We start from the raw sequence: 21146 nt of genomic DNA on the forward strand, positions 1-21146 counted from the left end.
TTGCGAACCTTCTCATTATAGGTCACGTTCTGGTAATTGGCGGAAAGGTCTATCCCCTCGACCTGCAGAACCGCTCACATAGTGGTCCCACGAGGTCGCTGCCCGACTAAAATAAGTGCGACCCCTCGGACTGAGCCATGACCGCCACTGCCCCAACCGCCGATCTTTGGCCTCAAGTGCTGCAGCAGTTGTTAGATGGCGAGTCGCTATCCGAGAGGCAGGCGGAGCAGTTAATGAATGGCTGGCTGGCCGGCCAAGTGGCTGACGCGATGTCGGGGGCGTTATTGGCGGCACTGCAAGCTAAAGGGGTTACTGCCGCGGAATTGGCGGGCATGGCGCGGGTGTTGCAGCGGGCCTCTAAGGGCGATCCACTCGATTTGCCAGTCTTAGTCGATACCTGCGGCACGGGTGGCGATGGAGCCGGGACGTTTAATATCTCGACAGCGGTGGCGTTTGCGGTCGCAGCGGCTGGCATCCCAGTGGCCAAGCACGGCAACCGTTCGGCCTCTAGCAAAGTGGGCTCTGCCGATGTCCTAGAAGCATTGGGGGTGAATTTGCAGGCTCCCGGCGATCGCATTCGGGCGGCAGTAGAAGCGGTCGGCATTACCTTTCTGTTTGCTCCAGGCTGGCACCCGGCCATGAAGGCAGTGGTGCCCTACCGCAAAACCCTGAAGGTGCGCACCATCTTCAATTTGTTAGGACCGCTGGTGAATCCGTTGGGACCCACCGGTCAGGTGGTGGGGGTATACAGCCCCAAGTTGGTGATGACGATCGCCGAAGCATTACAGTTGCTGGGCTGCCAGCGGGCGATCGCCCTCCACGGTCGCGAGGGCTTGGACGAAGCGGGCTTGGGCGCACCCACCGATTTAGCTCTGCTCGCAGGCGGTGCGGTTACGACTGCCGCGATCGATCCGCAGGCGCTGGGATTGACGCCAGCAACGCTTGCCGACTTGAAGGGGGGCGAGGTGGAGCACAATGCGGCCATTCTGCGGGCGGTCTTGCAGGGCAAGGCAACGGCCCCACAGACCCAGGTAGTTGCTCTCAATACAGCTCTAGCCCTATGGGTGGCGGGCGTAGTGGAAAATTGGGGGGAAGGGATCGAGCGAGCGCAGGCGATCTTGGCCAGTGGCGCAGCTTGGCAGAAGTTAACGGTGCTGGTGGACTTTTTGAAGGGCTAGACAATCTGGTTTGGATTTAGGACTGGCCTTGTGTGCTTGCCTCGATCGCGGGATAGGGCGAGTGAGCGGGGGCTAGGCGCGCTCGCCTCGACACCAACCCCATCAACGGATCGCCAATCGCGGTCACTCTCCAGGGTCGAGAATCGAGCCAGCGAGAGGCGATCGCCAGAGGAATTCCCCTCAGAAGGCGATCGATCGCGATCTTCGGGGGTACAAATGCGGACAAAAACGGTTCGTGGACGCTACCGACATAGAAATAAGCTCCATTCTCCAGCCACCGCCCTGCCACAGTATTGCCATCCTCGGGATCGGCAGCCGAGAAACTGTGAATCAAATAAATGGCCAGCGGCACTTCTAAACTGGGAATATCTTGCACCGCCGCTCGCTCGCCCCCCACATCGAAACTGTGGGGGCCACCCAGGGAATTCATCCACATCAGATCGAACCCCAAAGGCTCTGCCCCCAACTCCAACCACCCCGATCGCGTGGCTTCAGGTCGCTGCACCAATTGAGTCTCTATCCCCGCTCGAGCTAATTGGCGAGCTGAGGTTTCTAGCTCGTAAACCTGCCAAGGTTCCCCCGCCCCATAGCTGTCGTACAGCAGTGCTGTCTCCCGAGCCAAAAAAATAGCGGCCATTGCTTGATACAGCGACCGCTCGCTCCCACCGGCAATCGCGCTTGCCACCGCCCATCTCTGTCCTGTTGGGAAGCGAGCCAACCCATCGGTCACCGACCTGGGCTCGGCTCCCACATCCGGCGCATACTTCACGGGCACATCCCCCACCAGAGTGACCGTCTCGATTGCATCGCCCAAGTCTCCATACGAAAACCCCGTTGCCGCTACTTTGGCTTCCACTTCAGCAGTTAAGGCTTGCCACTGGCGAGCTAACAGGCGATCGCCATGTCTGCGATAATTCCCCTCCAAAAACAGCAGTGGCTGTCCCCGATCGGCAGCCAAGGCAAGGGCTGCCGGCCAAGCGGGATCGCCTGCGATCGCCACTACCGCCCCTGGTGGCCTCCAGTGCAGGCTTCCCCACTGCCGATACAGACTGTCGGTATCGGCTGCATTCCAGGCGGTGGCGGCGGCTTGTCGGAGGCGAGCTGGCAATGCGGACCCGCTGGGTACAGGGGTTTCGGCGGCAGGCAAGCGAATGATTTCGGCGGGTTGAAACCGCTGTAGGAATAAGGGGGTATAGCGATCGTCCTCGATTAAGATGGGCCATCGCCCCGCGAGACTCCACTGTTCGATTGCCTCTAAGAATGTGGCCGTATCGGGTACCAGAACGACTCGATCGACGGTTGGCACCCCCAATCGTAAGGTGCGCATACGCCTGCCCACATCTACGGCCCAGGCCGGATAGAGCCGCTCGCTGCGCTCGGGGGAGAATGTCTCCGGTTGACCGGGTGGATTGGGGGAGGGCAATGGAGGGATGAGCAGCAACCCCCAGAGCATTCCGACGAACGCGAGCGAGCGAAAGCAATATCTGGAGCGCAGAGATCTGGAGAGGCGTTGGAGCAACACAAGCGAGGCCGGAAGTCTGTCGTGCTGGCATCATAGCTGAAGCAAGCGAATTTACCCCACTCAAATGAAACCTGTGCAAATACAGACTGGAATCATGACGGCCCCTTCAGAGCCTTGTTAGGCTGCTGGCAATCACGGTCGCGGGCGATCTCGCGGCTTCAATATTGCCGCAACACTAAAACTATCCCGATCGATGGTCGCAATCGGCGATTTCATCGATAGAACTGTAATAGATTCTCCCGGCACTATTTGAGGAGCCCAAACAGATGCCTACGTTACTGGATCGACTCAAAGAGGTCACCGTCGTTGTCGCCGATACGGGCGACATACAGGCGATCGAACAGTTCACGCCACGGGATGCCACCACTAACCCGTCTCTGATTGGTGCAGCGGCTCAGATGCCCGAGTATCGCGAGATTGTGGACGACACCCTCAAACAGGCCAGCGCCGAACTGGGGGCCGATGCCTCGCCCGCCGATGTGGTTGCCCTCGCGTTCGATCGCCTTGCGGTGGCATTCGGCCTCAAAATTTTGCAGATTGTGCCGGGGCGCGTCTCGACAGAAGTGGATGCGCGGCTGTCTTACGACACAGAAGCCACCCTCGAGAAAGCTCGGTTTTTGATTTCTGCCTACGAAGCAGCAGGAGTCTCCCGCGATCGCATCTTAATTAAGATAGCCTCCACCTGGGAGGGCATCCGCGCCGCCGAAATTTTGGAAACAGAAGGCATCCATTGCAACTTAACTCTCCTGTTTGGCCTCCATCAGGCGGTGGCTTGCGCCGAAGCAGGGGTAACGCTAATTTCGCCATTTGTGGGCCGCATTTTAGATTGGCATAAGAAGGATACAGGGCGAGACAGCTATCCCTCCACAGAAGATCCTGGCGTACTGTCGGTAACCGAGATCTACAACTATTACAAGAAATTTGGCTATGCCACTGAAGTGATGGGGGCGAGCTTTAGGAATATTGGCGAGATTTGCGAACTGGCCGGATGCGACCTGCTGACCATTTCGCCGAAGTTGTTGGAGCAATTGCGATCGACGCAAGCGGAGTTGCCCCGCAAACTGGACCCGGCGTTAGCCGCAGAGGCCGAGATCGAGAAGATCCCGATGGATAAAGCGAACTTCGACCGCATGCACGCTGACAATCGAATGGCGTCAGAGAAATTGGCTGAAGGGATTAAAGGGTTTTCTAAAGCACTGGAAGTTTTGGAAGAGCTCTTGAAGGTGCGGCTAACTCGTTTAGAAGAGGAACGAGACGCGGTCAGCCATGCCGCACAGGATCTCTTTCTGGTTTATGACATGGACGAAGATGGGTTTATTACCCGCGAAGAATGGGGCGGGACCGATGCCGTGTTTGACGCCTTCGATGTGGATGGCGACGGGAAAGTGGCTCCTGCAGAAATCGCAGCGGGCTTGGGAGCTGCTCTACCTCTCAACCTGTTCGAGCAATCGGCAAGTGCCACTCCCGTGCATTGAATCTCAACGCTCCCAGCACCGCTATCGACTGGCAGTCGCAGGAGCCCGCTTGCACTGCTACTGCCACCTCGCCCTTTCCCCAAAGTCAGCTTGCCACAGTCCTAATTTGTCGAAAAACCCCTAAAGCTTACGGATTATGTCGAGTTATCACACTCGCTACATCCGACACGGTTGCTGGCGGCACAGGGCATTATAGTGTAAACGTTAAAAGATCCTAAAGGTGAGAAGTGTATGACTCCTGTTGCTATCCGCCAGTTTTGGAGGACGATCGACAGTCTCGACTGGAGCGGATTGCCGCGCCAGGATGACGACCAACTCGTTCCCATTCTGCTTGACGCCTGCAAGCGTCAACCCGATCTCGACCAGTTAGAGCCCTCTGCGCTCAATTCCTACATCACCAACCGGTTACCCCTCATTCGCGAAATTGCTTCATCTTTCTAGAGATTGGCGGGGCTAAGCATCGGGCGATCGCGGCTGGCCGATGGCAGTTAGATAGAGAACCGCTTCTTCAGCCGGTATCCCCAGAACCTCGTTGACGAGGTTGTCGAAAAATCCTGCAATTCCACTGACCCCCAAGCCTAACTGGACGGCAGCTAAGTTGAGCCGTTGCCCCAGCCGCCCAGCATCGAGATGGAGATAGCGATAGCTGCGATCGCCGTACCGAGCAATGGCGCGATCGAGATCGGCAGTGTGGAACACGATCGCCGCTGCATCTCGACCCAAGTCTTGCCCCAAACAGAGATAGTGCAATTCTTGGCGAAAGGATTTGAAGCGAATTTGACGCAGTTCCTGAGCTTGAGGGGCATAGTAGTAGCACCCCGGATCGAGTCCCGAGACGCGATCGATCGCCACAAATGTTTCCACCAGCGAGAGGTCTAAAGAGTCTGGCAGCGGATCGAGACCCTGCGGGCGATAGTGTTCGCAATGGTAGCTGAAGTCCAGTAATTGCAAGAGTTCTTGCTGAGAGATACCTTCTCCTGTGAACTGTCGAGTCGATCGCCTCGTCAACATAATTTCCGCCAGAGCCTGCAGCATCTCCCCCCACTGAATGCTGTCTGTTTCAGTCTCGATGCGATCGCAAAAGGGAAAATTGTATTTGTCGCCGTTGGGTTTGAGGTCGGGCCTGTCATCCCCGTGACTGGGCTCCACTTGCTCGTGGGGCAGCGGGGGGAGGGGGCTCCAGATGCGTGGGTTCAGATCGGATGCTTCAATGCGGGTGTGTTCGTGCAGGTACGACAGCCATTCTCCCCGCTGGATATCGGGGGGGGTCGGAGCGGGTTTGGGGCGCTCCCCCTCCCACTGGAGGCGATAGCGAGTCACCATCGGAGCCTGCAGCAGATCCTGAAGGGGCAGTACCAACAGGGGCGCTTCTTCGCGCCCTTCGAGGGAAAGCAGTCGTTCGATATCGCGATCGCGATATTCCCCGATGGTGGCGATGCGAAAGCCCGTCATGTTGGCCGCCAACTCAATATTGCCGAGCAGGTGACCCGTATCCAAACAGACGCGACGGTAGGCGCGATCTTCGTATCGCCATGCAGAGCGAAAAAAGATGGCCGTGGCAACTAGCACAATTTGGCTGTACTCCACCATCGGATGGTAGAAACAGGCGCGCTGCAGTTGCACCCAATTACACTCATCCCAAAAGCGCCACAGGGAATGATCTCGCACTTGATAGTTATAGATACCGGCAGGTAACTGCTCCAGACCGCGAGACAGGAGATACAGTTCGGCAGGATAGAGACCCCCTGCTGACGGTGCCGTTCTGAGATAGAGCTGGCGATCGGCTTGAGGAATTCGAGCCGTCACCCCATAGCTCATTAGCAGCAGTCGAGAGATACGCTGTAACAGTCTTCGCCCCCGCTCGCCAACCTCTGGATTGAGGGCGAGATGGGGCTTGAGTTCCAATCGCTGGCCGATGGGATAGGTTTTGAACGGCTCGGGCTGGTTATCCCAATCTAACTGGCGACTCTGCTGCGCCAATGTTTCAGGTGCGTACTTGGTGAATTCGTGATAGTGCGGGCTAATGGCAAACACGATGGGCGGGCCTGAGTAAGTCCATAAGCGAATTGTCGAGAGACGTTCCTGTTCTGTCAACACAATCGGGAACGGAGAATGGCTCGAGCCAGAGTTCCATTTTTGGCAACACTCCAGGGTTTCAACCCTTTATCAAACAAGCATGCGAGATATCTGGGCGCCATCTGTAACGCCGTCCTTCAGCTCAGTATTTTCACTATGTCTAATTTTCCTCGTACTCGACCAGCAGCTCTAAGCCGCGAGCATCGCCACAATTAAAGTAAAATTTATTGCAAATAAAATGACACTCTACATGGCTTTGTGTAGGTACCTGAGTATATCCTCTTAGGACAGATCTAAAAACGTGCAATTTCAGTAAAAAAATACATCTAACTGGGTAAGCTCAGAATAATCTCATCCATGCCTCAGGGGTGGAATAGCTCAATGGCCAAAAAGTTAAATATGATGCACCGTCTCTCCCCTAGAGCTTTGTTATCGCCATCCGCCATCTCAAATGGCTCGCCCACGAACTTAGGGACTGAGAGTTTCTCATGTTAACTGTTTTCAAACGGTGTAAGTTGCCTTCCGCTTGTCGCTGGAAATCTAGCGAAGGTAGGGGAGTAACGATGTTGGAACTGATGGCAGTTGCAGCAATCGTCAGTATTACGACCGCTATCGCGGGCTTCAGCATGTATAACCTGCGGAACCCGCTGGAGGCTTCTGCCCGCGAAATGACGAGCCAGTTTAAGCTGGCTCGCGCCCGCGCGATGTCTTCAACCTCGGCTTACCGCCTCTTACCCACTTCGGGAACGCAAATTTCCGCTCAATATGCGATCTCTTGCGATGCTGACTCAGCTGATTGGACCAATGACAATCAGCTAACGATCGACTTGAGCAACCCTGTCAGTGTCACGACAGGTTGGACACTTTGCTTCAACAGCAGAGGAACTGTGAGTACTCTGCCTGCGGGAGATAGTCCGATTGTTCTGACTAATTCTGAATCAGGAGGAGGAACAGCAGAGATTATTGTCTTTTTGGGGGGCTCGGTTGAAGCCGTGTACTCAGATTGAGGTTGTTCGCGCAATGAAGTTGACATTCATCCTGCAATAAACCTAGGAGCATATGCACGTTTCTTCAAGTACATGTTTTTCAATGCCGAATAACAGTTCGGTGAAATTTCAAATGATTAGTACGAAAATAGAGATCGGTCTCACTTGGAGCGATCGTTCCTCGAGGATAAAAAGGTAATCAACCGTGTTTTCTAAAGCTAAATTCAACCAGTTATATCTACAGAGCCAGCGAGCTAGACGCGGTTCTAGCTTGGTAGAAGTGATGGTTGCCACAGTCATTCTGCTACTCGCATTAACTGGAGTATCGAATGGATTTATGGTATTTTCCCTGCAAAATCGAAAGTCTGAACTGAGTGGCGATGCCGTTGCATCTGCGCGGCAAGTTTTGGATAGACTGCGTCTCGCAACAGTTGAAAACTTACCCAATGGCGGCGATCGCCAAATCTGCAACCCAGATAATAACTACGTATGCGTAGACTTCAACGCGAATTTACAACAGCAGGGGTCTGTCATTGTTACTTATTGCCCTAATGTCAATCCCAGTTATTGCAGTGCTAGCGAACCTAAAACTCGCCACATCTTGATAGATGTTTTGGATAACAATGGTAATGGCGGGCTCGATGTTGTTTTCTCGACTGAAACAGTGTTTTCCGATCTGCGAGATTTGTAAACCACTTCAGCTCACGACTCACTTTTAAGAATGCTTGGTTGTACTTTGAGTTTGAAGAATATGAAGTCGCTCTCTAAATTAGCTCCGATTGCAAAGCAAACTCTGCTGCAAAGTGGCTACACTCTGGTGGAATTGTTAGTGGGTTTGGTTGTCGCTTCAACTACCCTGGGTCTTGCATTTACAGTTGTCTTTTTCAATCGAAATCTCTACGTGAAAGACAATGCCAGAATCAATACCAATCAAAATCTCAGAACATCGCTAGACATCATTGGTTCCGACATTCGACAAGCGGGTGAGTATATCACCGATCGCAACTTTCCCGTGTTAATCGTGCAAAACGATCCGATGAATGGAGATACACTAACACTTCGTCGCGGTCTAGAAGACACGATTCTACCCGTATGCATTAATGTTTCGAATGGCACGAGCAATATTGCGATCGCAATTCCCAACCCAGTCCAAGATGAGTGCAGTCGTGTCGCTCGCGATGCAGACCCGACAGAAATTTGGCCGGATAACATCTATGCCTGGCAAAACCTGCGTTCGAGCCTGTCTGGAAACCAAGCAAGAGCATTCATTTTTGATGTCGATAATAGCCCTATCGATGGGGAGTATTTTATTTATTCCGGTGAGGTCAGAAATCCTGAATCTACTCCGGCAAATCCAGACACTCCATCGACTTACTCCATTACCAGCACCACCAGTGGTTGGACGAATAGCTATTCGACTGGCGGTACCGAACTACCTTCTTTAGCTTTGTTAGAAGAGCGAAAATTTTATCTCGATGGCAACAATTTAGTCCTCGAAATAACTGATACAGAGGAGACTAGCGGCGTTCAGCCCGTGGCTGGTAACGTTACTGACTTTCAGGTTACAGTCACGATGCAAGACGGTACTGTCGTGAATCAGTTCAGTCCGGGGGATAATTGGTCGAAAATTGCCTCAGTCGATGTCACGCTTTCTGGCGAAACTTCTTATTCTGCCACTGAATCTATCGAGCAGACATTGACGTCAAGTTTCTTGCCAAGGAACGTCCTATCTTTTATCTTAAATTAACCATTGACTGCAAGTGAAACTTGCCCTTTCTTCGGTACTCTCCGCGCTATGAAGTAATAGGAAAAAATATGAAATCCCAACAACAGTCAGTTTCCATAGCCAAGTATTTACTATCAATTTTGAGCCGACCCAGGCGGCGCGATCGTGGCTATGCACTGATGCTAGCGATGAGTGTTGCGGTTGTTCTATCGATGATTCTTGCTGCATATGCCACGATTACAAAATACGAAGCACTCACCGCAGGAAGTGCAGAAGAGGGCAGCTCAGGTTTCTTTGCCGCTGAAGCGGGATTGAACTTGCGAGCTAGCAATATTCGCGCTCTATTTGATGATTTCAATACCCCGAGCGGGACGTCCCCAGATATCAGTGATGGTTCGTATCCCTGTCGCAACGGCAATACTGGTACTGGAGATTTTCAATGCGATACTTACTCCTTTCAAGACTATTCGGTGGATACCGGTCTTGCCTTTATTGAATTTACAAATGTAACGATTCCCGATGGCGATCCCTTTGAAGGTTTGGACGCACAAGAGTTTCGCTATATGTCGTCAGCGACATCGTATCGTTTGGATGCGAATCGGCCCCAAGCAATCCTGGGCATGATTTTTCGGAGTCGAAGGGTTCCGATGTTTCAGTTTATGGCGTTCTACGATAAAGATCTCGAGATTACGCCTGGATCCGATATGACCTTGAATGGCCCAATCCATTCGAATGGTAATGTATTTCTCAATGCCCAAGGGGGCGATACACTGACACTTTTAGGTCAGCTAACAATCGGACATTATAACGGGGCTGCATCAAATTTCTATAGAGGTCGAAAGCACAACTTTAATTGCAATAACAATTCGGTTGCAATTGCCACTAACTCCAGTGGCACTACAACTGCCACCCTCGCGTGTAACAGCCATACACCATTCACTCAGACCGATCTCGAAGCTTGGGGCGATCGCATTCAGCTCGGATTGGAGGAATTAGATATTCCCGATGCCGAGACATTTGAAGTTGGTGCGGGCAATCCTTATTGGGATTTAGCGGATTTAAGACTGGTGTTGGATCTGAATGGCGCGACTCCCACAATTGAAGTTAGAAACCCGAGTGGAACGGTTAACACTGTTCTATCAAACTTGCTCGATGGCGGTGCGTGCGATGCAGCGGCAATGCATGCCGACGAAACTTTCTTCAATCTGCGCGAAAATACAGCGATTGAGATGCTCGACATCGATATGGTGGAGTTACTGAACTGCATAGACGACAATACTGGCAGTTTTGGATTTTCCCTCGATGACAATACGCAGAACGGGTTAGTTTTCTACCTGTCAGTACTCGGCCCCGACTCCGATACTGCTAATAACTACGGCACGAGACTCTTAAACGGAGATACTTTACTCAGTACGAATGCTGGTGCTCCTACCCCTGAGGGGCTAACGGTGGTTACCGATCAAGCTGTCTACATCCAGGGAGACTACAACTCTCCAGCATTAGCCAACGATTGGATTCCTGCTGCCGTCATCTCCGACTCCCTCAACGTTCTGTCCAATGCTTGGAGTGATTTTGATAATGATGGAGACGGTTTTAATGATTCAGGTACTGGCTTGGCCTGTACGGCATCTAACGATGCTAACTGTCCATGGGAAGAGCGCTTGGCAACCAGTACAACCATCCATACAGCGATTCTCACGGGCACAACGAGTACGGGCGGGGGTGAAGGAGGATTGAATACTGGAACTTATAACGGCGGCATGCACAACCTACCCCGGTTCCACGAAGTTTGGGATAGCAATTCCAATACCATAGAGACAGATGCGACTCTGACCCTTCTCACTTCCTTCGTCAGTTTGAAACAGCCCGACCACGTTGATGGTACGTGGCGGCAAACACAAGGTTCTCTCTGGTATTATCAGCAACCGATTCGGAACTGGTCGTTCGATACTAGATTTAGAGATCCCACTCAACTGCCCCCGATGACTCCGTCGGTAGCTTACTTGAGGCAGGAGCTTTTTGTACGAGATTTCGATCGCTAGTCAGGAGAGCTTTTGTGCGAGTATCCCTACAAAGAGCTTGACGATCCCGACGTTACACAATGCAAGGCATCACACGCTTTGGCTGACCCCAATCTTTTAAGAGCGTGCGATGCGAGTAGGATCGAGACGGTGATGCAACAGTGCAATGGCCAAAATTCAGATTCACCATTTTGTGCAGTCCAAACAGGCTCGGCGGCGGCTAGTTGCTTTGACAGCAGCCGACTACACGATCGCCCAGCTCCTCGATCGGAGCGAGATCGATCTCGTGTTGGTGGGAGACAGTCTGGCCATGACGGCATTGGGATATGCCAATACTCTGCCGCTGACACTAGATGAATTAATCCACCACTGTGCTGCAGTCGAGCGGGCGGTCGAGCGGGCCTTTTTAGTGGCCGATCTGCCATTTTTGACCTACCAAGTCAGCCGCGAACAGGCCCTATATTCAGCAGGACGATTGCTCAAAGAAGCAGGGGCTGCCGCCGTCAAGCTGGAAGGGGGCTATCCGGCAATGGCGGAGACTGTGGCGGCGTTAGTAGAGGCGGGAATCCCGGTCATGGGCCATATTGGCTTGACGCCACAGGCGGTGCATCAAATGGGTGGCTTTCGGCAACAAGGCACCACTCGCGAGGCGGCCGATCGCCTCCTGCACGAAGCTAAAGACTTGCAGCAAGCCGGCATCTTTGCTCTCGTTCTGGAACATATCCCGGCAGATCTAGCCCGATCGATCTCCGAACAACTGGTGGTGCCGACCTTCGGTATCGGTGCTGGTGAGGGGTGTGACGGCCAAATTTTAGTAACTCACGACCTCTTGGGCTTAACCGAACGCATGCCCCCCTTTGCCAAATCCTATGTCAACCTGCGAGAGATCGTCGCTGAGGCGATCGCCCAATTTTGCGATGAGGTCAGAACGGGCCAGTTTCCGCTAGGGGATCGCGAGTCTTAAGCGAAAGCCCGCACGATCAGCCACAGGGCATATCCCACATACAGCAAAATCATGACCGTTCCTTCCAGGCGGGAAATTTGCTTGTTGGTCATGACCAGAGGGAATAACAGCAATGTGGTGAGCACCATCCAGGGCAAATCAAACCGGGCCAGATCGGGGGCCACCTGTAGGGGGTGAATCAGTCCGGCGATGCCCAAAATCCCCAAGAGATTAAAAATATTACTGCCCAGAGCATTGCCGATCGCAATATCGCCCTCCCCTTTGATCGCTGCTACCGTTGAAGTCATCAACTCCGGCAAGGAGGTTCCTGTCGCCACCACGGTCAAGCCAATAATGGTTTGGGACACCCCCAAGGCGGCGGCGATCGTCGAAGCTCCCAATACCACCAAACGAGCCCCCAGCATTAAGAGAACTATTCCTCCTGCCACCATGAATAGCGATCGCCCCGTGGGGGTTTCGGGGCCAATGCCTTCGTCGTATTCCTCGACAATTTGGTCGGGTTCGGCGCGGGCGGCCCAGTAGCTATAGCTAATAAACGAGATCAGTCCCAAACACAAGACAGCGGCTTCGGGGCGATTGAGTTGGTTGCCGATCCGTGCCAGAGCCGTCGCCACGATGGTCACGGTAAATAGAATTGGTAATTCTCGCGATAGCAAACTCATGGAGGTTTTGATGGATGTAATGGCAGCGGGGACACCGATCGCCACGAGCACATTAAAAATATTGCTGCCCACGACATTGGCGATCGCCAACTCGTCTTTCCCCTGCAGTCCTGCCAAAATACTGACCCCTAGTTCGGGCGAAGAAGTGCCAAAGGCCACCACCGTCAACCCAATGATCAGGGGCGAAATCGAGAGTTTGCGCGCCAAACTAGCAGCACCCCGCACGACCCCTTCCCCTCCCGCCACCAAGAGAGCAAAGCCAATCGCCACCCACAGAATGCTCACTGCAATTTCATCCAGACTTTTGTGCCAACGATCTCTATCTTGATTGGTAACGGATACAACTCACAAGCACTTATTTGCGATCGACAACAATAGTCCCGCACCGCAGCTTCCCCCAAAATTTGTTTTGGAGATTCTGATACGCTCGCTGCCGCCAGTCGAGATAGCTGATTGCTCTCAGCTCTATTTCAGCCCGAGCGATCGCCAAGTGCAATGAGAAAAGGCTCACATTCAACCCCATCACTCGCCCTCGCTCCCCTCGATCTGCGATTTTTCTGCAATCGCGACAGCGGCTGGTCCAGGTGACAGGATACAATCTGCTTGGTTTTTGGGGTTGAGCAACAATGGGGGAATCCATTCGCGTCGTCATTGTGAGGCATGGGGAGAGTACGTACAACCTCGAGCAACGCTTTCAGGGGCGACTCGATCGATCTGTCCTGACGCAGCGGGGCCGCGAGCAAGCCGATTGCGTCGGTCGGGCACTGCGGGAGATTCCGTTTTCAGCTTGTTTTTCCAGTCCTTTGCAGCGGGCTCGCCAGACAACCGATGTCATTGCCACTGCGCTATCTGCCCCCCTACAGATTGAAGACACTCCTTTATTGCGCGAGATCGCGCTGTATGACTGGGAAGGACTGAGGTTTGACGACGTTCGCGATCGCTTTCCCGCAGATTATCAACTGTGGCGCAGCCGTCCCCAAGACTTGCGCCTGGGCGATCGCTATCCCCTGCGCGATCTGTGGCAGCAGGCACGAGAGTTTTGGCAACTGTTGCAATCTAGGGAGTGGAGTACGCTCTCTACAGCGATCGGCAGCGACGAACCCAAGAGTTTTTTGGTCGTTGGCCACAGCGGTATCAATCGCGCTCTCATTGCAACCGCCTTGGGCCTTGACGAAACCGCCTATGCCCAATTGGGCATGAATAACTGCTCCATCAGCGTGCTCAACTTCGCCAACGGCCTAGGCTCGACAGCGCAGGTGGAATCTCTCAATCTCACCGGTCATCTAGGCGACTGTCTGCCCCCCACGAAAGGAGGCATCCGGCTATTATTGGTACGCCACGGCGAAACGGAATGGAATCGGCAAAAGCGCTTCCAGGGCCAGCGGGATATTCCCCTCAACGACAATGGCGAATTGCAGGCTCGTCAGGCGGCGGCTTTCTTGCGGGAACAACCCTTAGACTTGGCGTTCTCCAGCCCCCTGAAGCGGCCCTGGAGGACGGCTGAGATCGTTCTCGAAGAAAACCTCAGTGCCCAAACGACCCCCCTAGAACTGCAGCCGGTGGAGGCTCTGCAAGAAATTAGCCACGGGCTCTGGGAAGGTTTGCTCGAACAGGAGATCGAGGCTAACTTTCCCGGCCAGTTGCCCATTTGGCAAACCACCCCCGCAAAGGTACAGATGCCGGAGGGGGAAAACCTGCAGCAGGTCTGGGATCGCTCGCTCTCAGCTTGGCAGCAGCTGGTGGAGCAGGTTAGAGCGCACAGCGAGACCGCAACGGCACTAGTGGTGGCTCACGATGCGGTGAATAAGGGAATTTTGTCCGGCTTGATGGGGTTGGGGCCAGAGGCGTTTTGGTTTTTTAAGCAGGGGAACGGTGCCGTGAGCGCGATCGACTACCCTTACGGTCCTAACGGGGCCCCTGTTTTGCGGGCTGTCAACATCACCAGTCACATTGGTGGGGTGCTGGATTGTACGGCAGCGGGAGCACTCTAGAAGCGATGGGGGGATGCATCAGTCCTGACTGATGAACTGGCTGAGAGCGCTATTGTGCTACCTCTCTGCCTAGCAAACTGCCGCATCGTTTGTATTTGTCGATCGGTTAAAATCCAGCCCGTTGTCCCGCTGGCTTGTAAGTTGTTGGGGTCCCGGACGTGGACCAGCCCCAATTGATGGCCGATTTCGTGGGCGATCGTGCGGGCTTGCTCGACACGATCGCGATCGATCGCAATCCTGTCATGCGAAACCTCCCCCGGCCAATACCGTGGCAGCGAGAGAGGGGCTGGCGGACGGCGATCGTCAACTTTGTGCAAAGCGACATCATCGCGCACAAATACTTCTCTAGCGCCCCGGCGAAAACTCACCCCATTCAAGCTGCGACCCCAACGCCGAATGAACGGTACCAGGTATACATCAATATGCTCGGTTTCCCGCTCGGACTGAGCAAAGATGGGCTGAATCTCGATCTTGGCTTGGTCCAAAATTCGCTGAGTTTCGGCTATCACTTCCACCAGACTGTGGGGAGATTGCCAGCGTTGGGAACCGCTGAGATGAAACACTACCGGTAAAACAATTGGGGCGGAGCTGGCGGCAACACACTCCGCTAATCCTGGCTGAGTGCATTCAAGCCGCTCCAACAGGTCAGATTCGGTTGCTCCTGCGCTTGCGGAGAAGGTCCAAGTGGAGATGGCGAAGAGGGCACAGAGACATGTCAGTTTTTGAGTCAATCTCGTCATGGCAGTGCCAATCTAGAGTGCTATTGTTGCCAAGCTACCCTATCTGGCACAAAGATCCATCTCTGTTTTGTCCCCAAAGCATCACTCGCGCATTACAAATGACTCGCTCTAAAGACTGACAGTGCGATCGCCCTGTTGGGCAATCAATTCCTCCAACCCAGCCTCAGCTGGAAATCTAAGCTTGAGGAACCGCTGCCGTTTCTGCAACTGCGGGTAAATGGGTGAGTTCGGTATTGTCTTCCGAGGGAGGAATCACTTGCCAGAATTGAGGCAGGTACTCATCCCAATTTTCTAGAATGCGCGCTGCCTTAGGACTGCCAGTGCGATCGCGGTGCAGGGCAATCAAATCCCGCAACTCAGCTTCAGCCGCAGGGGTTTGCACCCGCTGAATGCGCACGATCTCCCCATTCACCTTGGCAGGAAAATTGCCTTCCTCGTCGAGGAAGTAAGCCAAACCGCCCGTCATCCCGGCACCGACATTGCGACCCACCTTGCCCAGTACAACCACGCGACCGCCGGTCATGTACTCGCAGCAGTGATCTCCTGCCCCTTCGATCGCGGCAGTTCCTTGCGAGTTACGTACGGCAAAGCGCTCGCCCGCCCGCCCGCTAGCCAGCAAAATACCGCCTGTTGCACCATACAGACAGGTGTTGCCGATAATGACGTTGCCTTCTGGGGGGCGATGGGCAGAAACGGGAGGGCGGATGGCGATCTCGCCACCGTTCATGCCTTTGCCGACATAATCGTTGGCCTCCCCCTCCAGCGTCAAACTCATCCCGGGCAAAGTGAAGGCACCAAAACTCTGACCGGCACTGCCACTGAAATGGAGGTGAATGCGGCCACCTTTGGCTGCAAAGTTATCGTTGCCGTAGCGCTTGGCAATTTGACCGGCAATGCGCGCGCCCACCGTGCGATCGGTGTTGGCGATTGGAGAATAGATGCGAGCGGTGCCAACGCGCTCGATCGCCACCTTGAGTTCGGGGTTTTCCAAGAGCTCGTCATCGAGCACCGCCCCATTACTGTGTACGTCTTCCCGATCCAACCAACTGCGGTCGTCCCGAGTATCGGGCAGATTCAGCAAACAACCGAGATCGAGTGCATTCACTTTAGAGAGCCGAACCTGTTGGCGGGCGCTCAATAGATCGGCGCGGCCAATGACTTGTTTGAGGGAGCGATAGCCCAGGCGGGCCAAAATCTGACGCACCTCTTCGGCCACAAACGTGAAGAAGGTCACCACATCGCCAGGGACGCCAGAGAAGCGCTTGCGCAGCCGTTCCTGCTGGGTCGTGACGCCCACCGGGCAATTGTTGGTGTGGCAGACGCGGGCCATAATGCAGCCGGTCGCAATCATCGCGACAGTCCCGAAGCCAAATTCCTCGGCTCCTAACATAGCTGCCACGACCACTTCCCAGCCGCTGCGAATGCCGCCATCCACCCGCAAGATCGAACGATCGCGCAAACCGTTATCCATCAGAGCGCGGTGAACCTCTGTAATGCCCAATTCCCAAGGACCGCCAGCGTGTTTGATCGAGCTGAGGGGGGAGGCTCCAGTGCCGCCGTCGTGGCCGGAAATTTGGATGATGTCGGCATTCGCTTTCGCCACCCCTGCAGCAACAGTGCCAATACCAATTTCTGCCACCAATTTGACAGAAACCTTGGCGGTGGGATTGATTTGGTGCAGGTCGAAGATCAGCTGAGCCAAATCTTCAATCGAATAAATATCGTGATGGGGAGGAGGAGAAATTAGCGGGACGCCAGGTTTAGAGCGGCGCAGACCGGCAATATAAGGACTGACCTTGTGGCCGGGAAGTTGACCGCCTTCGCCGGGTTTTGCCCCTTGAGCCACTTTAATCTCAATTTGTCGGGCACTGAGCAGATATTCGGGGGTGACGCCAAAGCGTCCCGAGGCCACCTGCTTGATGGCAGAGCTGACACTGTCCCCCGACTGCAATCCTTTCAGATGGGGAAAACCGGTCGATCGCCCATCGGCGCTGACATCAGTAATGGCGATAAAGCGGCTGGGATCTTCCCCCCCTTCGCCCGAGTTCGACTTGCCGCCAATCCGGTTCATGGCGATCGCCAAGGTTTCGTGGGCCTCTCGACTGAGGGCACCCAACGACATACCGCCCGTGGCAAACCGCTTGAAGATCTCTTCAACTGGCTCCACCTCGTCGATGGAGATGGACTCGCGATCGCTGTCGAACTCCAATAAGTCTCGCAGGGCTGTGGGGGGGCGTTCGGCAATGCTGGCGCGGTAGATCTCGTACAGATCGGGTTCGCCGGACTGCAATGCTTTGTGCAGTTTCTTGGCCATCAAGGGGCTATTGATATGATGCTCTCCCCGAGGCCGCGATTGAATAAAGCCGTAGTTTTCTAGCTTGCTGCCCCGCAACTCGGGGAAGGCCCGCTGGTGGAAATCAATCACCTCCTGAGCCAAATCCTGCAAGGTCAGCCCCCCCACGCGGGAGACCGTGCCGCAGAAGGCCAAATCGACCAGCTTGCGATCGAGCCCAATCGCCTCGAAGATTTGTGCCCCTTGATAGCTAGTCAGCAGGGAGATGCCCATTTTCGACAAAATTTTCAGCAAACCCAGATCCACTGCCGCCCGATATTGCAACTGCACCTCTTCAAGCGTTTGCGGCTCTAGCTTGCCTTCTGACATTTGGGTTTGGGTTTTCGTTTTGCCCCACCACTGACGCACCGTCTCGAAGGCCAGATAGGGACAGACAGCACTGGCACCGTAGCCAATTAGGCAGGCGTAGTGATGGGTGCTCCAACACTGGGCAGTTTCCACCACAATCGAGGCTTGCAGCCGCAAGCCAGCGCGAATTAAGTGGTGGTGGATGGCTCCAACCGCCAGCAGTGGAGGAATAAAGGCATGTTCGGCATCCAGATCGCGATCGCTCAAATGCAGGATCTCGACCCCCGCTCGCACGGCGGCCTCCGCCCGCTCGCAGAGGGATTTCACCGCTCTTTCCAATCCTGTCGGGCCATCGGCGATCGCAAACACCATCGGCAGCTTTGCAGTGGCGAATCCCCTGCTGGAGAGCGACTGCAACTCTGCTTCGTTAATGACCGGGCTCTTGAGATGCAGTAGGCGAGCAGCCTGGGGTTGCGGATCGAGCAGATTGCCCTTCCGACCCAAATACACATCGAGGGACATCACCAGACTTTCCCGCAGGGGGTCGATGGGGGGGTTCGTGACTTGGGCAAACCGCTGTTTGAAATAGTCGTAGAGGGGGTGCGGACGTTGGGAAAGAATCGCCAGAGGCGCATCGTCACCCATGCAGAAGATGGGCTCTTTGCCTTTGGCCGCCATCGCTTCGACGATCATCTCCACATCTTCTAGCGAGAAGCCAAAGGCCGTCTGCATTTGCACGAGCTCCCGTTCGGACAGTTCGGCTGCAGGCGCAAACCCTGCGGACTGCAGTTCGACCCGATACTCTTGCAGCCACTGACCGTAGGGATGCTGCGCCGCCACCTGCTGTTTGATGTCCCAATTTTTCAGTACTTGGTTGCTGGAAAGATCCACCGCCAACATCTGACCGGGGCCGAGGCGACCTTTCTCGACAATACTATCTTCAGCAATCTCGACAACGCCTGCTTCCGACCCCACCAAAATCAGGCCGTCGCAGGTAATCACATAGCGGGCGGGGCGCAGCCCGTTGCGATCGAGCGCAGCCCCGACTGTCGTCCCATCACTAAACACAATCAGGGCAGGACCGTCCCAAGGCTCTTGTATTCCGCCAAAAAACTCGTAGAAGTCAGCAATTTCGGGATGGCCATTCAGTTCGGGCTGGTTGCAATAGGCTTCCGGCACCAACACCATCATGGCTTGGGTCGTGGGGTGTCCGGCCCGGACCATCAACTCCAAAGCATTATCCAGCGCCCCAGAATCGCTAGATCCCTCAGCCACAATGGGCTTGATTTCCTCGACAATCCCCTCTAGCTGTGGAGCGCTCAGGCTGCTTTCGCGAGCCGCCAACCAGTTCGCATTGCCCAAAAAGGTATTAATTTCACCGTTGTGGGCTAAGTAGCGCATGGGCTGAGCCAGCGGCCAGCGGGGGTAAGTATTGGTGCTGAAGCGGCGGTGGAAGGTGGCAAAGGGACTGATGAATAGGGGGTTCTGCAGGTCGAGATAGAACTGGCCCAACACAGCCGATCGCACCATGCCTTTATAAACAATGGTGCGGCTGGATAGAGACGCGGCGTAAAAAGCTTCGGGACCGAACTGGCTTGCCACCTGCTTTGTCAGTTGACGGCGCAATACATACAGCGAGCGCTCCAAGCGATCGCCAGTCAAATCGGGGTGAGAGAGGACGAGCTGAGCGATAAACGGCTGATTGGCCTTGGCAACAGCCCCCAGCACATCGGGGCGAGTGGGAACATCCCGCCAGCCAATCTTGTTAAAATCACTCTGCTCTACAGACTCGTCAATACGGGCGCAGACTCGAGCCCGCTGGCTCTCATCTCGGGGCAGAAAGAACATGCCCACTGCGGTACGTTCTGGGGCAGGCAAATCGATCTTGTCAATCGCAGCCCATTCTCGAAATAGGTTCCAAGGGATGGCCGTCAAAATACCAGCGCCATCTCCGCTATCGCTGTCACTGCCGCAGCCACCCCGGTGTTCCATGCAGGTCAGTGCTTTGAGCGTTTGCTGGATTAGCAAATTCGTTGCCCGCCCCAATCGATCTGCCAAAAAACCAACACCGCAAGCATCTCGTTCTTCCGTAAGCCAGCGCAGTGGGGATTCATTCATGGTAGTTCGCGGTGTCTAGTGAAAAGTAGAGCGTTCTAAGAAGTCCTATTCGGCATGGGGGCGAGCAGTTGGGCCGTTGAAGCGCGGCTGACGGTTCCCCATCGAGAAGAAGCTAAGGAAATCTAAAACATTTAGGCAGTGGATGCTGCTCGATCGAAAAAGGGTGGGTGATTAGCTTAACCTAACGAGTCATAAGAACTCAACTATTTCTTAACGATGTGTTGAAAACAGCTATGCGCGAGCGTCTTGGCGATCTAGCCAGACGCCATGCTTCCCTAGAAGAGAGGTCTGGGGGCTTCAGCGCGAGTACTCGGTCGAGCAGCGAGGTTCAGCAGAACTAGCAAAAATGCCCTCTCCCGGGTAGGAAGGGGCATTGAGACAACTGCAGTTAAAAGTTTTGCAATATTGAGACTTAGTACAGAGCTTCTTCTTGGTGGGTTTCGATTTTGCAGTCGGAGGTAGCGTAAGCGACGCAGGTCAGCACGTAGCCAGCTTCGATTTGGTCGTCGTCTAAGAAGGATTGATCGTCCTGGTTAATGGTGCCTGATTGCAGCTTGCCAGCACAGGTAGAGCAAGCGCCAGCACGGCAGGAGAAGGGCAGGTCAATGCCTTGCTCTTCAGCGACATCGAGAATGTACTCGTCGTCGGGACAATCGATCGTGACATCGATGCCTTCGGCTGCATTAACGAGCTGTACTTTATAGGTCGCCATTGATGGCAGTCTCCAGAAATTACTCCAACACCCATCCTGCCACTTTTCAGTTAAAGAATTCCTGCGGATTGCGAGCCCCTCGCCCTCGCCACTTCAGACCTCGGGGCTGGCGATAAAACCGGTTTTCGATTGCTGGAGCGCTCTCTTTGCGCCTAGGAGTTATTGCCTACGGTCCTCAATTCTGTCTGGATGTCTTGCGGGCAAAGGTTTTGCCCGTGCGATCGGGGGATGGTGAGAAGCAGGGGGGGAGGGCGATCGCCGCCTGCGATCTCCCGAAAATCAACCTGTTTCAGATTACCCAGCCTTATCACTTCAAGCTTTGGGATAAGTAGAA

Annotated in this window: 16 protein-coding genes; 10 read left to right on the plus strand and 6 right to left on the minus strand. The window is 54.4% G+C overall.

The features are described from left to right. Window positions 1-137 precede the first annotated feature (137 nt). On the plus strand, window positions 138-1178 hold the full coding sequence (gene trpD, locus SYN7336_RS20470) for an anthranilate phosphoribosyltransferase (protein WP_017327809.1): 1041 nt from the start codon (window positions 138-140) through the stop codon (window positions 1176-1178). 16 nt (window positions 1179-1194) lie between these two features. Here the strand turns inward: trpD and SYN7336_RS20475 are convergent, their stop codons facing one another. Next, on the minus strand, window positions 1195-2631 hold the full coding sequence (locus tag SYN7336_RS20475; protein WP_017327810.1) for a hypothetical protein: 1437 nt from the start codon (window positions 2629-2631) through the stop codon (window positions 1195-1197). 335 nt (window positions 2632-2966) lie between these two features. On the opposite strand from SYN7336_RS20475, the gene SYN7336_RS20480 reads away from it, so the two are divergent. Then, the gene (locus SYN7336_RS20480) at window positions 2967-4175 is read left to right on the plus strand and encodes a transaldolase (RefSeq protein ID WP_017327811.1); all 1209 of its coding nucleotides are present in this window, start codon (window positions 2967-2969) and stop codon (window positions 4173-4175) included. A gap of 231 nt (window positions 4176-4406) precedes the next feature. Then, window positions 4407-4616 (plus strand): hypothetical protein, encoded by a 210-nt coding sequence (locus tag SYN7336_RS20485; protein ID WP_017327812.1) that lies wholly within the window; start codon window positions 4407-4409, stop codon window positions 4614-4616. A gap of 12 nt (window positions 4617-4628) precedes the next feature. Here the strand turns inward: SYN7336_RS20485 and SYN7336_RS20490 are convergent, their stop codons facing one another. Continuing rightward, a complete protein-coding gene (locus SYN7336_RS20490) occupies window positions 4629-6209 on the minus strand; it encodes a SagB/ThcOx family dehydrogenase (protein WP_227498551.1) in 1581 nt (526 codons plus the stop codon). 530 nt (window positions 6210-6739) lie between these two features. On the opposite strand from SYN7336_RS20490, the gene SYN7336_RS20495 reads away from it, so the two are divergent. The 5 genes from SYN7336_RS20495 to panB all read left to right on the plus strand — a co-directional run bounded on the left by SYN7336_RS20495 (window position 6740) and on the right by panB (window position 11948). Continuing rightward, window positions 6740-7258 carry a Tfp pilus assembly protein FimT/FimU gene (locus SYN7336_RS20495; RefSeq protein WP_156820251.1) on the plus strand — a complete coding sequence of 173 codons (519 nt, stop codon included), beginning with the start codon at window positions 6740-6742 and terminating at the stop codon, window positions 7256-7258. A gap of 184 nt (window positions 7259-7442) precedes the next feature. Next, on the plus strand, window positions 7443-7928 hold the full coding sequence (locus SYN7336_RS20500; RefSeq protein WP_156820252.1) for a type II secretion system protein: 486 nt from the start codon (window positions 7443-7445) through the stop codon (window positions 7926-7928). Between the two features lie 60 nt (window positions 7929-7988). Beyond that, entirely contained in the window at window positions 7989-8984 is a 996-nt protein-coding gene (locus SYN7336_RS20505) for a prepilin-type N-terminal cleavage/methylation domain-containing protein (protein WP_017327816.1), read from the plus strand. 191 nt (window positions 8985-9175) lie between these two features. Further along, window positions 9176-11005, plus strand: coding sequence for a hypothetical protein (locus tag SYN7336_RS20510; RefSeq protein WP_156820254.1), 1830 nt, complete (start codon window positions 9176-9178; stop codon window positions 11003-11005). A 145-nt stretch (window positions 11006-11150) separates the two neighbouring features. Continuing rightward, window positions 11151-11948 (plus strand): 3-methyl-2-oxobutanoate hydroxymethyltransferase, encoded by a 798-nt coding sequence (gene panB / locus SYN7336_RS20515; RefSeq protein ID WP_017327818.1) that lies wholly within the window; start codon window positions 11151-11153, stop codon window positions 11946-11948. Here the strand turns inward: panB and SYN7336_RS27050 are convergent. Then, complete coding sequence (locus SYN7336_RS27050) at window positions 11945-12895, minus strand: calcium/sodium antiporter (protein ID WP_017327819.1); 951 nt, start codon at window positions 12893-12895, stop codon at window positions 11945-11947. The two genes, panB and SYN7336_RS27050, sit on opposite strands and share 4 nt — an antisense overlap. A 341-nt stretch (window positions 12896-13236) precedes the next feature. On the opposite strand from SYN7336_RS27050, the gene SYN7336_RS20535 reads away from it, so the two are divergent. Next, the gene (locus SYN7336_RS20535) at window positions 13237-14601 is read left to right on the plus strand and encodes a histidine phosphatase family protein (protein ID WP_017327822.1); all 1365 of its coding nucleotides are present in this window, start codon (window positions 13237-13239) and stop codon (window positions 14599-14601) included. Here SYN7336_RS20535 and SYN7336_RS27055 read toward each other — a convergent pair. From SYN7336_RS27055 to SYN7336_RS20550, 3 genes are all read right to left on the minus strand, one after another. Next, complete coding sequence (locus SYN7336_RS27055; RefSeq protein ID WP_038026145.1) at window positions 14598-15341, minus strand: hypothetical protein; 744 nt, start codon at window positions 15339-15341, stop codon at window positions 14598-14600. The genes SYN7336_RS20535 and SYN7336_RS27055 overlap by 4 nt on opposite strands. A 175-nt stretch (window positions 15342-15516) precedes the next feature. After that, window positions 15517-20100 (minus strand): glutamate synthase large subunit, encoded by a 4584-nt coding sequence (gene gltB / locus SYN7336_RS20545; RefSeq protein ID WP_017327824.1) that lies wholly within the window; start codon window positions 20098-20100, stop codon window positions 15517-15519. 412 nt (window positions 20101-20512) lie between these two features. Further along, window positions 20513-20812, minus strand: coding sequence for a ferredoxin (locus SYN7336_RS20550; protein WP_017327825.1), 300 nt, complete (start codon window positions 20810-20812; stop codon window positions 20513-20515). Window positions 20813-20958: 146 nt separating this feature from the next. Between SYN7336_RS20550 and SYN7336_RS20555 the strand changes: the two genes are divergently transcribed. Continuing rightward, window positions 20959-21144 carry a hypothetical protein gene (locus SYN7336_RS20555; protein WP_017327826.1) on the plus strand — a complete coding sequence of 62 codons (186 nt, stop codon included), beginning with the start codon at window positions 20959-20961 and terminating at the stop codon, window positions 21142-21144. Window positions 21145-21146: the final 2 nt, after the last annotated feature.

The organism is Synechococcus sp. PCC 7336 (assembly GCF_000332275.1).
GTDB lineage: Bacteria > Cyanobacteriota > Cyanobacteriia > Thermostichales > PCC-7336 > PCC-7336.